The sequence below is a fragment of the Leptospira johnsonii genome, from assembly GCF_003112675.1.
GTDB classification, from domain to species: Bacteria; Spirochaetota; Leptospiria; order Leptospirales; family Leptospiraceae; genus Leptospira_B; species Leptospira_B johnsonii.
The window spans coordinates 1,326,518-1,338,967 of record NZ_BFAY01000011.1; the positions used below are offsets into that span (position 1 = coordinate 1,326,518).

A 12,450-nucleotide genomic window follows, 5' to 3' on the forward strand; every position below is an offset into this window, starting at 1 on the left:
AGTTCTAATGAAAACCCTTATCTTTCTCATAATTTCTCTTTTCGCCGTATTCATACAGGTAGATGCGGCTCCTAAAATCCTGACCATGGAAGAAAGGGAAATAGAACGTCAGATCGAAGCCATCCGCAAGGCAGGGTTTTCCGATATCGAGATAGATAATTTGCATTCTTCTATCTCTCAAAATATCCATCAGATCAATAAGATCCTACAGATGGAAACTACCAAAAAAGCGTTAAGATATATCGGAGACGAGCCTCAGGAATTACCTCAATTCTTAAAAACGGATCGGGATAATAAACCTTATCTGGAATTGGACATGGGCTCCGGAGAATCCTTCTGGGACTTTCCTAAAACATATCTTTATAATGCGCGCATCTTTATCTATCCCGGAAGTAATCCTGAAAAATTAGAAAAGATCATTATGCAATTCAAACGTACCAACTCGAATGGAGAAATTTTCGTAAGAGAAATGCGTAGAGTGATCAATATAGATCCTAAGGGGCCTCAGATCGGTAGCGAAGGAAAAAGAACTCCGAACAATAACAAGGAAATCAAATTGGAATATTATTCCAGCTACGATACCGAATTGATCTGGCCAGATACTCCGGTTCAATCCATCGCACCTAGTGTGGAGACCAAACTACATGAGGAAACCAATCCTCTACCTTATAATAAACAAAAACAGATTATCGTAACGTATAAGAAATATCTGCGTAAGGTGGATAAGAATGTTCGCCATAAACTGAGAGATCTGGAGCTGAACCAAAAGAGACTTGTTTCTAAAATGTTGGAATTCCAATAAGAGGGAATTTTAGAACTTTAGAATAAGGGGAAGGCGGACCAATCGGTTCGCCTTTTTATTATTGAGATATATCACAGTATACTGTGGTACTTGTTAGAACCAGAAAAAGGAAATTCTGTGGCAAAACTAGCAGGATCTCTTGTCTATAAACTTCCTAAACGATTATCATCTGGCGCATGACGTTAGTTCTCACTCATTGGATAACAATTGTTATCTACCTGGTAAAACAATATATCCCATAAACAGGGGGAAGGTCGGTATTTTAAGAATATCCAATAGATATACAATCCGATCAAAAAAATGTTTTCGGTTTCTCGCTTGCCTTTTCTTGGCGAAAAGGATTCTATTTACCGATGGCAATCCATTCCGTTTTCGGTAAATTACAATTCAAACCTGGCGAAGGGGAGATTTGTGTTTTATCTTCTCCTTACGAATTCGAACCTGCACTTTCCAGTTTAGGGGCTCCTGTAGATCGAGCGCTAAGGTCCGGAAAAAAATACAGGCTTATTCTTGCATTCGTTCAAACCGAAGTCGAGATCCGCAATATAGCCTCTATGGTCCCTACCACCTTGATAGAAGACGGACTCTTATGGTTGGCTTATCCTAAAAAGACATCCCGTAAATATAATGTATCCATTCATAGGGATGCTGGCTGGGATCCTCTTGGAAAGATCAGTTTCGAGGGGGTAAGATTGATCTCCATAGACGATGATTGGTCCGCACTTAGATTCAGGCATTCCTCTCTGGTTAAAAATCTGGAAAGAGATCCGAGCCTTACAGTAAGCGAAGACGGTAAGAAACGGGCAGTATCTAAGAAAAAACCCGCTAAAAAGAAAACTGTTCCTAAAAAATCTTCCCCCAAGAAAAAAGCAGCTTCCAAGTCTCCTAAGAAAAAGGCCAAAAAGAAATAAGAAGGATTTGATTTTTTCGGATCCAGGAATTTTTCTTAGGTTCCTTTCCTTCTTTTTGCAAAAAGGAGTCTTTCTTGATGTCTATCAGGATAGGTTTTCCAAAGATCATCCTTTGGAAAATAAAGCGGTGTATTCGCATGTCAGAGAAGTTTTCAGGCCTTCTATCCAAATTTAGTTTTTATAATAAAATTGGTATCCTACTAGTTCTTACCTATTGTACTCCTTCCGTTGATAAAACGCCTTATAAAGAATTAAGAGAACTAGCATTCGAAACAGAATACGATGATATAGGCATCCAAAATCCGAACGGCAAAACAGTCGTATACGGGATCATCATGGATTGGCCTACTCAGAGGGAAATAGTCACTTTGGCCACGTTTCTTTCCGGAGACGCGAGCATATTTCTAACTTCAGGAGCTTCTTTCATAGGCGGTGGAGGAAGAGAGAGTATCCAAAAAAGTTCCCTACGTCTCATCCACAAATATGCTTATCTTTGGAAACAAGGGAAGAAGGTCCGCTGGACCCCGAATCCTGACTTGGATCAGGTACGATTCTTTTTCTTAACCACACAAGGCACGTATTATCTGGAAGATACGGTTAGCGAGATAGATTCTGACACTTCTACCTTAACCCCGATGTTTGACGAGGCCCAAGCAGTAATCTCCGAAATACGAATAGAAGCTGAAAAAGAAAAAGACGATGACGACGAGTAATTAATTCGCTGAATCTCGTCTTACGATCAGATCGCTGATCACTTTTTCTTCCGTAAGATATTTACGGTTCAGATAAGAGATGGCATAGTTTAGAAATTTAGGAATTTCTTTACCTGCGTCCAACAGATCCAATTTGGTTTGGGTCAATTCGTCCATAGTCGCCAAAGCCAATTTTCTTTGGCTCTGGTGGGACTCGAACTCATCCTCTGTATGGAACTCAGTGCTTGCCACGATCTAAGTATAAACGAATCGTTTTTGATTTTCAAGCAAAAGCTTGGAAGAAGGACTAATGTCCTCCGTTTCTTTCCCAATCCTTCGCTTTTTCGATCCCTCTTTTTTCATTCACGAATGTATTGATGATCAAAGAGATAAAGAAGAATACTGCGACCACTAAGAACGCATTTCTTAGATCGAAAATTTTCTGCAATATACCGATTGCAAAAACTCCGATGGCGGCCGCCAGCTTTCCGGAGAGCCCCCAGAGACCGAAAAATTCTCCCGATTTGGATTCAGGGGAGAATACCCCTACAATGGCTCTACTTGCTGATTGAGTCGAACCGACTCCTGAACCTGCAAGAGTACCAAAGATCACGAATACCCATTGTACCGAGATATCTACTCCTAGTCCGTTCACAAAACCTGTGATCTCTCTGACGAAATAAATTCCTATCAGACATAGTATCCAAAAGACCAAAGTGATATTGAAAGTTTTTTTGGCTCCGATCTTATCCTGAACGAACCCAAAGAATATCGCACCTATCATCGCAAAAAATTGAAGCAATATGAATAATGCAGTCTCTTGTCCGGAAGTGATCTTGATCTCTTGGTTTCCGTATAAAAAAGCGAATGCAATTACGATCGCAAGCGCCGCCATGGAGAAGAATAGAGAGATCAGATAAATTACTAGGTCTTTAAAATGTCTTATCGATTTAATACTCTCTGATAATTGTTTAAAACCGATAGTGAGATAACTTTCTCCCTCCGGTATTTTAATAGCCGGTTGGTATTCTTTCAAAAGTAAGAATGTTGGAATTCCAGCAAGCAAGAAGAACAACGCTGTAAGAGGTCCTACAAATCTAAGAGAACCGTAGATCGCAGGATCGATCGAAGGTGCCACGAAAGTCTGGACCAAGAATACGGAGAGAAGTCCTCCCATATATCCGACTCCCCAAGCATAACCTGAAATTTTTCCTAATTCTTCTTTAGGACCTAAATGAGGTAGGAAGGAAGAGGCAAAATTCTCTCCGGAAGCAAAGAAGAAGTTAGAAAGAATGATCAGACCAAAACCAAGTTCCCAAGAACCTGGAGTGGAAACTAACCAAAAAGCTGCGGTGCTGATCACACAACTGATATAACTCCAGAAAAGGAATGTTTTCTTCTTAGCGGAGAAGTCGGAGATAGCGCCGAATAACGGACCGGTCACTACTACTAATAAATAAGAGAAAAATAAAGCTAGTCCGAATAAAAAATTCCCATCCTCATAAGGATTTGTCGGATTGGAGGAGGTTGGAACGATTACTTCCGCGAAAACTCTGCAGTAGATGACTGTTATAATTACCGTGGTATAACTAGAATTGGCGAAATCGAACATGCACCATCCGAAAATTTCCCTTAAGGGAGCGCGTTTGGTTACTTGCATTCTGTAGGTTTCCTTTATGGAATTTCCGAATGAGGATGAGCTCGAAAGTCCGGCTGTCAACGAGAAATATCCCTCCTGGAATCCGTTAAAATTCGTTTATCAGATGGAAAAAAATTCTCTTGATCCGAGCCTTCTTATGTTTAGCCTGAGTGATGGTTTTGCTTTCGGCGTCCAATAAATAGAAGTCCTGATGAATTCTTCCGATTTTAATCAAATAGACCTGAACGCCCTGATGCGACCTAGAAAGGTTTGCGTATGCAACCAAGTATCCGAAGAGGATATTACAAATTCTATCCGTAGAGGTAATGACACTTTGGGTAAATTGATGAGAGACACAAATTGTTGTACCGGTTGTGGTACTTGCAGAGGAAGAGTTCTCAAATTGCTTTCCGATACCCTCACTTCTAAACCCCAATGAGCCGTACTTTTTTAGCTGTGAATATGGCGACGACCTTAGACGGAAAGGTATGTCGTCCCGACGGAAAATGGTACGGTCTTTCTTCCAGAAACGATAAAAGAAGAATGGATCAAATCCGTTCCGAAGCAGATGCTCTCATCCTCGGAAAAAATAGCATACTCAACGACGATCCAGTCACTCATCTAAGATATGTGGAATCTGAAAAGGAGCCTAGAGCGATTCTATTAGTTCGAACAGGGACACTTCCTTCCGATAAAAAAGTATTCCATTTTTCTAAAGTAAAACCTTTGTTATTCTGCACTTCTAAAAATGAATCCCAGGTTAGATCCGAATTATCCGAATTTGCGGAGATACTCCCACTACAGGGAGAAGATCTGGATCCGGAGATCGTCCTGAAAGAATTGGAAAAAAGAGGATATTACAAAATACTCTTAGAAGGCGGTCCCAGACTAAATGATTCCTTTTTTAGAAAGGGACTAGTGGATAGACTCTATCTTACTATAGTTCCATTCTTTATTGGACAATTCGGCCTACCTTCCATCACAGGCGGAGAATCCGCATATCATAACTTTGACAAAGCGGATTGGAAACTTGTGTCTTCCGAACAGAAAGAACAGGAAGTATTTTTGATATACGACAAACAAAACAACCCGGAATAAAAATGAACGAAGGAAGTCATTTTTTACACAGATGGTTTTTCTTGGGGATCAGGAGTATTCTGGTATTAGTCTTCCTTCTTCTTATCTATTACCAAACCTTTCCTGAAAAAAGGATCTTATTCAGAGAGAACAAACTAGTCTATCTACCTGAAAACTTAGAATCAGTTCCGCTTGAGAACGATTGGGTAAGGTTAGAAGAATTGCCTCCCGGGAGTTTGGAGTATTTGGTAGAAATAGAAGATTACAGATTCTACAGACATAGCGGTTATTCTTTGGCGGATATACAATCTTCCGTCATACAAGCAGTCTTTTTGTTCAGAAGGTTAAGAGGTGCAAGTACTTTAGACCAACAGCTTGCCAGAACATTATTTTTATCCAGAGACAAAACCTTAACTCGCAAGTTGAAAGAGATCAGGATCGCACAAGCTTTGGATGAAGAGTTAGGCAAAAAGGGAGTTTTAGAATATTATTTGAATTTGGTGTATTGGGGCAGGGGACTGAACGGGATATATAGATCTTCCAAATATTATTTTAATAAACATCCAGGAAAACTTCTCCCCAGAGAATTCAAAGCTTTGGTACAAATATTAAAAAAACCGGATGCATATTCCAGAGAAGAAGTCAGAGCGCTTTCTTTAGAATATTAAAACTCGGATCGGCGGCATAGGACTTAGAGAAAAATCCGAAAATCCGGTACCTTCTTCTTCCTAAAAACTTCTTCTTTTTCTTTGAAAAAAAGTAGACTTTCGAGGTCGGCAGGGAATACTGGTTATAGATTCTCGGTGGTTATAGAGAGAGGGTCACACCCGTTCCCATCCCGAACACGGAAGTTAAGCCTCTCATCGCTGATGGTACTGCATGGTTCGCTGTGTGGGAGAGTAGGACGTTGCCGGGTTTCTACCGCAATCATATAAGGCCGGATTCACCTCCGGCCTTTTTTATCTCTTCTGACATTTCCCTAAAACTAAAGTTTCAATCCAGATCGGGGATCCTATCTAAGCAATCGATTCTGTGTAGATCGGAATTCTGAACGTCAAGTATAAAGTTTGGAATACGGCCGATCTATCTAAAGACCATTAGAAATAGTGAATATATTTCGTATTAGATTGCCTATGGAATATCGAGCGTTCGAAAAAAGATATTTCCAAATGAAATTTTTTTCCAAAATCTGCATCGGATTTATTTTGTAAGCTTGACGAGCGCAAGACTCGATAGTAGAATGCGGACCGCTCTGAAAGGTATGGACCCGGGGAGTTAATGTTAGATTAGATGGGCATTTTATATCCTACATACGGGTTCCAGTTGATGTACTATGGCGGTTGATTCCTGACTGTGTTTGGTCGGGAGGAATTCCCCTCCCGACCCACCTTTTTAAAACGATTCTAATATAATTTTTTTGAAATATAGGAAATTAATTTCGTTTTAGTGAACTTCTCAATCCGTTCAATCATAAACGGATCAATAAATATTTTTCGGTCCGGGAATATTTCAGGATCGCAAATTCTTTTTCAATCTAGATCCTTGTCGAACCATTCGATTTAGGAGCCGATAGAATGTATCGTAAGCCGATATATCTTTTAAAATTCATAACTAGTGTTCTTTTTGCAGGTCTGCTTATTTTAAGTGGGACTTCTCTTTCTGCTGAATCCCAATGCCAAGGTTTATCCAAAGGTCAATGTGAATCCGATTCGGATTGCACTTGGGTTTCCGGTTATTCGAAACAAGATGGAACTAATGTAGATGCTTATTGTAGGGCTAAACCTGGTAAAGCTTCTGATTCAGGTGATTCGGTAAAAAAGTCCAAGGCTAAAAAGTCCAAAGAGAAGGACGAAGAAGACGACCAAGACGAGCCTAAAAAGAAGAAAAAGTCTAAAAAAGATAAGGATGAGGATGACGTAAAGGAATCCAAAAAATCCAAAAAAGACAAGGATGAAGACGACGCCAAGGAATCCAAGAAATCCAAAAAAGATAAAGACGACGACGATTCCGATTCTAAGAAGTCTAAAAAATCCAAGAAGGATAAGGACGATGATGGAGATTCTAAAAAATCTAAAAAGTCAAAGAAGTCTAAAGTAGACAAAGACGACGATGATGGAGACTCAAAGAAGTCTAAGAAATCCAAAAAGAAAAAGAAAGACGATTAATTCCGAACTTTCCATCTTCTGAAAACAAAAAGACCGGAGCCAAAACCCCGGTCTTTTTTATTATCTTCCGATTTTACGAAAAAATTAAAGATACGCTTCCGGAGGAAGGCAGGAACAAACCAGGTTCCTATCCCCATATACGTTATCTATTCTTCCTACATAAGGCCAGAACTTATGCTCTTTAGTCCAAGGAGCAGGATAAGCCGCTTTTTCTCTGGAATAAACATGGTCCCAATTGTCGGAGATTACCATCGCAGAAGTATGAGGTGCATTCTTAAGAGGATTATCTTTTGGATCAGCCTTGCCTTGTTCGATTTCTTGGATCTCTGAATGGATGGAGATCATCGCCTCACAGAAACGGTCCAATTCTTCTTGGGACTCCGATTCCGTTGGCTCTATCATCAAAGTCCCAGGCACAGGGAAGGACATGGTAGGCGCATGAAATCCGTAGTCCATCAGACGTTTTGCGACATCTTCTACTTCTATCCCGCTTGTCTTTTTGAAAGGTCTTACGTCCAGGATACATTCGTGAGCGACGAATCCGTTTTTCCCTTTGTAAAGGACAGGGAAATAATTTTCTAAACGTTTTGCGATATAGTTGGCGTTTAGGATAGCAGCCTTGGTTGCTTGCTCCAATCCTTCTGTTCCTAAGAGTGCAATGTAGACCCAAGAGATCAGAACGATACTTGCGCTTCCCCAAGGAGCTGCGGAAACTGCTCCATGTTCGTTTCCTGTTCCGTTATCTACAAGGGGGTGGCCTGGTAAGAACGGTTTCAGATGTTCTGCAACTCCGATCGGTCCGACTCCAGGTCCTCCTCCTCCGTGAGGAATACAGAAAGTTTTATGTAAGTTCAGATGGCAAACATCCGCTCCAATGTTCGCGGGTCTTGTGATCCCTACTTGAGCGTTCATATTTGCTCCATCCATATAAACCTGTCCTCCATTCTCATGGATGATGGAACAGATTTCCTTAATGGGCTCTTCATACACTCCATGTGTAGAAGGGTAGGTGATCATTAATGCGGCCAGGTCTTTAGAATGTTCTTTTGCTTTCGCTTTCAGATCTTCTAGGTCTACGTTACCTTCGGAATCGCAGGCAACCACTACCACTTTGAATCCTACCATCGCAGCAGAAGCTGGGTTGGTTCCATGCGCAGAGATCGGGATCAGACAAATATCTCTAGCCTTATCTCCTCTGCTAATATGATAGTTTCGGATCGCGAGCAGTCCTGCATATTCTCCCTGAGAACCTGCGTTTGGTTGGAGAGAAATTCCCGGGAATCCGGTGACTTGTGAAAGCCAAGATTCCAATTGGGAGAATACGGTTCTATATCCTTCTGTTTGGGTTGCCGGTGCGAATGGATGTATATTGGAGAACTCTGGCCAGGTTACAGGGAACATTTCCACTGTGGCATTGAGTTTCATTGTACAAGAGCCAAGAGGGATCATGGAAGTCGTAAGAGAAAGGTCTCTGGATTCCAATTTTCTAATATATCTCAGCATCTTTGTTTCTGTGTGATGTGAATTGAACACAGGATGTGTAAGATATTCGGAAGTTCGGACAAATTCGTTCGGGATAGAAATTCCTTCTAAGGAAAGGTCTATCTTGGAGATCCCGAATACGGAAAGAATATCTTCCAGATCGGAAACTTCTACAGTTTCGTCCAGAGCGATTGAAATTCTGCCTTGTCCTAAACTTCTGAAATTGATCTCCTTTTTAGAGGCTGCATCCAAGTAAGTTTGTACTTTGGATCCTAGATCTAAAACAATGGTATCGAAGAAGGTTTTGTTTTGGATCGCAAAGCCTGCCTTCTCCAAATTTTTTGCCAATGTTTCAGTCAATCTATGAACTCTAAAAGCGATATCTTTCAAGCCCTTAGGTCCATGATATACTGCATACATGGAAGAAAGAACTGCTAATAGAACTTGCGCAGTGCAGATATTAGAAGTCGCTTTATCTCTTCTGATATGTTGCTCTCTAGTTTGTAAAGAAAGTCTGAGTCCTGGATTTCCTTGGCTGTCTTTGGAAACTCCTACAAGTCTTCCAGGCATATGCCTTTTGAATTCGTCTTTGGTTGCAAAATAACCTGCATGAGGCCCGCCGAATCCATAAGGTAATCCGAATCTTTGGGAACTTCCTACTGCGATATCCGCTCCGAATTCTCCGGGAGCTTTTAAAACTGTGAGTGAAAGTAGATCCGCAGCACAGATTGTTAGAGCTCCAACATTATGAGCTAACTGGAAGAAACTTTCGTAATTATAAATTGTTCCTTCTGTCCCGGGATATTGTACTAAAACCGCAAAATAATCTTCGTTTAATTCCGCGTTTAAATGATTTCCTACGATTACTTCAATCCCAAGAGGAAGAGCTCTTGTACGGACCACATCAATTGTTTGAGGGTGGCATAACTCGGAAATAAAAAGTAATCTGGACGTTTCATTTTTGCGAATTCCAAACGCTAAGAATACTGCTTCTGCGGCAGCGGTAGCTTCATCCAATAAAGAAGCGTTTGAGATTTCCAGACCGGTTAGATCCATAATCATGGTTTGGAAATTTAGAAGTGCCTCTAATCTTCCTTGGGAAATCTCGGCTTGGTAAGGAGTGTAGGCGGTGTACCAACCCGGGTTTTCCAAAATATTTCTTTGGATCACTCCAGGCATTACACTGGCTTGGTAACCGGATCCAATATAAGAACGATACAACTTGTTCTTAGAGGCGATCTTTTTCAGATCGTTTAAGATCTTTCTCTCGGTGGAAGCCTTAGGAAGATCCAATGCTTTTTCTAAACGGATCCCTTCTGGAACTGCTTTTGCGACCAATTCGTCCAGCCCGGACAGTCCGAGAGTGGACAACATTTCCTTGGTCTGTTCTTCATCAGGGCCTATATGCCTTCTGGGAAAAGTATCCAAAGGATTGAGAGGGTTTTTCATTTCAGTTTGTTTGCCGGATCCGTTCCAAGTTGCCGTACTCATTCTATTTTCCTAATCCAGTTTACTGACGAATTCTCTGTAAGATTCGGGATCCAATAATTTCTCCAACTCGGAAGAGTTGACCCCTTTGACTCGGATCATCCAAGAACCGAAAGGATCCGAATTTACAGCAGCCGGGTTTTTGGAGAGGTTTCCATTTACTTCGACTACTTCTCCGCTGATAGGAGCATATAAATCTTCTGCAGCTTTTACGGATTCTATTGTTCCGAAAGTATCCAGTTGTTTGATCGATTTTCCTACTTTTGGAAGGTCCACAAAAACGATATCTCCGAGTGCTGCTTGAGCATAGTCAGAGATCCCGATCAATGCGGTATCCCCTTCTACTTTTACCCATTCGTGTTTTTCTGTGAACTTATAGCCCGGAGGTGCGTTAGTTACTGCCATTTGAAAATCCTTAGTTTAATTTTTCCGAATGCTTCCCGGAATGAAAGATTGGGTGAATATAATTGCAGACTTTGCCTGTCCTCTGATCTCGATTTGGATCGATTGTCCATGTTGGATCTTTTCAGAGTCTATGAGCGCAAGACCTATACCTTTTTTTAAAGAAGGGGAGAAGGTACCGGAAGTTGTGATCCCGATATTTTTGCCGTTCGAATCTAAGACAGGCATATTCTCTCTCGGGACTCCTGCTTCTTGCAGTTCGAATGCCACGATCTTTCTTTTCGGACCTTCTTTTTTTTCGGAGATGATCTCTTGGTATTTTGGATACTGTGTTTGCTTTTCTTTTACGATCCAGCCTATTCCGGACTGGTTTGGACTTCTGTTCTCGTCCAACTCATGACCATAAAGAGGATATTTTGCTTCTATCCTAAGTGTGTCTCTGGCACCTAAGCCTACAGGAAGAAGTCCGTCTTTTTTTCCGAATTCCAATAGTTCCTTCCAGATTTTAACACCTGTAGCATTTGAACTGTAGATCTCGAATCCGTCTTCGCCCGTATAACCTGTTCTGGAGAGAATGATCTCTTCTCCAGCAAAAGGAAATAAAACAAATTTATAATATCCGATATAACTTAGATCCGATTTGAAATAGGAAGAAAGGATTGAATCCGCCTTGGGACCCTGGATCGCGATCTGATGCCATGAAGCACTTTGGTTCTCTAACTTTGCAGCACTTGGCACATACTTTTTTAGATACTCGTAAACTGAGTCCACATTGGATGCGTTTGCGCAGATCATATATTTTTGATCGTTGAACTTATACAGAGTGATATCGTCTACCAGTCCGCCATTCTCATTGATGATAGCGTTATACTGTACTTGTCCATTAGCTAAGGAAGAAACTGAATTGCAGGTAACGGATTCCAGAAAGCCAAGGATGATATCGGCCTGGCCTTCGATAAAAATTTCTCCCATATGAGAAACGTCGAAGAGACCGGCAGCTTGTCTAGTCGCCGTGTGTTCAGCTATGATTCCAGAATATTGAACAGGCATGTCCCAACCGCCGAAAGGGATCATCTTAGCGCCTAAAAGTTTATGCTCCTCATACAGAGGTGTGGTTTTCCATTGGGACATAAGCGTTTGGGGCCATCATTTCATCATAGTCCCTAGGGAAAAACAATTTTAGGCCTCTTTAAAAAAGATTTAAAGGCTTTCTTTAGAATGATTCGAGAAGAAGGTCCGTAAACCATGTAGTAATTCCAACATGATCTAGCTGACGAAATTTGGGCGGCAGACTAAAGATCTTACTCTTTCAATTTTTTTCTGACATAGATCACTTTGTCTACTTCTGCTATCAGTTTGCCGGTTTTTACATCGAGGATCTGGGCTGTGAAGGTAACATCCATTTTTCTTTTACGGTCCGTTTCTTCTTTGATCTCTTGGATTTTTTCCCGAGGGATATAGAACTCTGCTCTTACGGTTCCTTCTCCTGGCTTGAGGAATCTGATTGTCGCCGCCTTGTCCCAAACTAAATATCCGGGGCCTAAATGTTCCATCAGGATCAACATGTAAAAAGGATCGCACATGGAGTAGAGAGATCCTCCGAATTGTGTTCCCACATAGTTCTTATTAAAAGGAGTAAGTTTCATCGTGGTGGAGAATAAGGTCCTTTCTTTGTTCAAGGCCTTCACTTTGATCCCTGCTCCGAAGTAAGGAGGATAGAAATTGAAAAAATGAAATTTAAGTCTTTGTAAAAAGCCCGGTTGGGACATAGATGATTCCTGATCTTTACTTC

Annotated in this window: 13 protein-coding genes and 1 rRNA gene; 8 read left to right on the forward strand and 6 right to left on the reverse strand. The window is 41.1% G+C overall.

The genetic code is table 11. The annotated features are described in order from the left end of the window. The first annotated feature begins 7 nt into the window (after positions 1-7). The 3 genes from LPTSP_RS15145 (at position 8) to LPTSP_RS15155 (ending at position 2,426) form a co-directional block, all read left to right on the forward strand. A complete protein-coding gene (locus LPTSP_RS15145; protein ID WP_108929511.1) occupies positions 8-802 on the forward strand; it encodes an LIC13212 family protein in 795 nt (264 codons plus the stop codon). Between the two features lie 353 nt (positions 803-1,155). Beyond that, entirely contained in the window at positions 1,156-1,713 is a 558-nt protein-coding gene (locus tag LPTSP_RS15150; RefSeq protein WP_108929512.1) for a hypothetical protein, read from the forward strand. A 137-nt stretch (positions 1,714-1,850) separates the two neighbouring features. After that, entirely contained in the window at positions 1,851-2,426 is a 576-nt protein-coding gene (locus tag LPTSP_RS15155) for a hypothetical protein (RefSeq protein WP_108929513.1), read from the forward strand. Here LPTSP_RS15155 and LPTSP_RS15160 read toward each other — a convergent pair whose 3' ends face one another. Together LPTSP_RS15160 and LPTSP_RS15165 are read right to left on the reverse strand one after the other, a co-directional pair. Further along, entirely contained in the window at positions 2,427-2,657 is a 231-nt protein-coding gene (locus tag LPTSP_RS15160; protein WP_108929514.1) for a hypothetical protein, read from the reverse strand. Between the two features lie 55 nt (positions 2,658-2,712). After that, the gene (locus LPTSP_RS15165; protein ID WP_108929515.1) at positions 2,713-4,065 is read right to left on the reverse strand and encodes an MFS transporter; all 1,353 of its coding nucleotides are present in this window, start codon (positions 4,063-4,065) and stop codon (positions 2,713-2,715) included. Positions 4,066-4,255: 190 nt separating this feature from the next. Here LPTSP_RS15165 and LPTSP_RS15170 point away from each other — a divergent pair, with 190 nt between their 5' ends. The 5 genes from LPTSP_RS15170 to LPTSP_RS15190 all read left to right on the forward strand — a co-directional run bounded on the left by LPTSP_RS15170 (position 4,256) and on the right by LPTSP_RS15190 (position 7,286). Next, positions 4,256-4,483, forward strand: coding sequence for a (2Fe-2S)-binding protein (locus LPTSP_RS15170; RefSeq protein WP_108929516.1), 228 nt, complete (start codon positions 4,256-4,258; stop codon positions 4,481-4,483). Further along, on the forward strand, positions 4,480-5,142 hold the full coding sequence (locus LPTSP_RS15175; protein WP_108929517.1) for a RibD family protein: 663 nt from the start codon (positions 4,480-4,482) through the stop codon (positions 5,140-5,142). Before LPTSP_RS15170 ends, LPTSP_RS15175 begins: the two co-directional genes overlap by 4 nt. Positions 5,143-5,144: 2 nt before the next feature. Next, complete coding sequence (locus LPTSP_RS15180) at positions 5,145-5,789, forward strand: biosynthetic peptidoglycan transglycosylase (RefSeq protein WP_108929518.1); 645 nt, start codon at positions 5,145-5,147, stop codon at positions 5,787-5,789. A gap of 131 nt (positions 5,790-5,920) precedes the next feature. After that, positions 5,921-6,037 (forward strand): 5S ribosomal RNA (gene rrf, locus LPTSP_RS15185). A 658-nt stretch (positions 6,038-6,695) separates the two neighbouring features. Next, the gene (locus tag LPTSP_RS15190) at positions 6,696-7,286 is read left to right on the forward strand and encodes a hypothetical protein (protein WP_108929519.1); all 591 of its coding nucleotides are present in this window, start codon (positions 6,696-6,698) and stop codon (positions 7,284-7,286) included. Positions 7,287-7,370: 84 nt separating this feature from the next. Here the strand turns inward: LPTSP_RS15190 and gcvP are convergent, their stop codons facing one another. The 4 genes from gcvP to LPTSP_RS15210 form a co-directional block, all read right to left on the reverse strand. After that, positions 7,371-10,259, reverse strand: a complete 2,889-nt coding sequence (gene gcvP, locus LPTSP_RS15195) for an aminomethyl-transferring glycine dehydrogenase (protein ID WP_108929520.1) — start codon at positions 10,257-10,259, stop codon at positions 7,371-7,373. 9 nt (positions 10,260-10,268) lie between these two features. Continuing rightward, positions 10,269-10,661 (reverse strand): glycine cleavage system protein GcvH, encoded by a 393-nt coding sequence (gene gcvH, locus LPTSP_RS15200; protein ID WP_108929521.1) that lies wholly within the window; start codon positions 10,659-10,661, stop codon positions 10,269-10,271. 15 nt (positions 10,662-10,676) lie between these two features. Next, positions 10,677-11,789, reverse strand: a complete 1,113-nt coding sequence (gcvT, locus tag LPTSP_RS15205; RefSeq protein WP_108929522.1) for a glycine cleavage system aminomethyltransferase GcvT — start codon at positions 11,787-11,789, stop codon at positions 10,677-10,679. A gap of 170 nt (positions 11,790-11,959) precedes the next feature. Further along, positions 11,960-12,427, reverse strand: coding sequence for a YiiD C-terminal domain-containing protein (locus tag LPTSP_RS15210; RefSeq protein ID WP_108929523.1), 468 nt, complete (start codon positions 12,425-12,427; stop codon positions 11,960-11,962). Positions 12,428-12,450 lie beyond the last annotated feature (23 nt).

What these genes read in the sequence shown, in the direction of transcription:
- LPTSP_RS15170 (WP_108929516.1), top strand. Translation starts at nt 4,256, where the DNA reads ATGAATTCTTCCGATTTTAATCAAATAGACCTGAACGCCCTGATGCGA.
- LPTSP_RS15180 (WP_108929518.1), top strand. Translation starts at nt 5,145, where the DNA reads ATGAACGAAGGAAGTCATTTTTTACACAGATGGTTTTTCTTGGGGATC.
- LPTSP_RS15155 (WP_108929513.1), top strand. Translation starts at nt 1,851, where the DNA reads ATGTCAGAGAAGTTTTCAGGCCTTCTATCCAAATTTAGTTTTTATAAT.
- gcvT (WP_108929522.1), bottom strand. Translation starts at nt 11,789, where the DNA reads ATGTCCCAATGGAAAACCACACCTCTGTATGAGGAGCATAAACTTTTA.
- LPTSP_RS15210 (WP_108929523.1), bottom strand. Translation starts at nt 12,427, where the DNA reads ATGTCCCAACCGGGCTTTTTACAAAGACTTAAATTTCATTTTTTCAAT.
- LPTSP_RS15165 (WP_108929515.1), bottom strand. Translation starts at nt 4,065, where the DNA reads ATGCAAGTAACCAAACGCGCTCCCTTAAGGGAAATTTTCGGATGGTGC.
- LPTSP_RS15190 (WP_108929519.1), top strand. Translation starts at nt 6,696, where the DNA reads ATGTATCGTAAGCCGATATATCTTTTAAAATTCATAACTAGTGTTCTT.
- LPTSP_RS15145 (WP_108929511.1), top strand. Translation starts at nt 8, where the DNA reads ATGAAAACCCTTATCTTTCTCATAATTTCTCTTTTCGCCGTATTCATA.
- LPTSP_RS15175 (WP_108929517.1), top strand. Translation starts at nt 4,480, where the DNA reads ATGAGCCGTACTTTTTTAGCTGTGAATATGGCGACGACCTTAGACGGA.
- gcvH (WP_108929521.1), bottom strand. Translation starts at nt 10,661, where the DNA reads ATGGCAGTAACTAACGCACCTCCGGGCTATAAGTTCACAGAAAAACAC.
- LPTSP_RS15150 (WP_108929512.1), top strand. Translation starts at nt 1,156, where the DNA reads ATGGCAATCCATTCCGTTTTCGGTAAATTACAATTCAAACCTGGCGAA.
- gcvP (WP_108929520.1), bottom strand. Translation starts at nt 10,259, where the DNA reads ATGAGTACGGCAACTTGGAACGGATCCGGCAAACAAACTGAAATGAAA.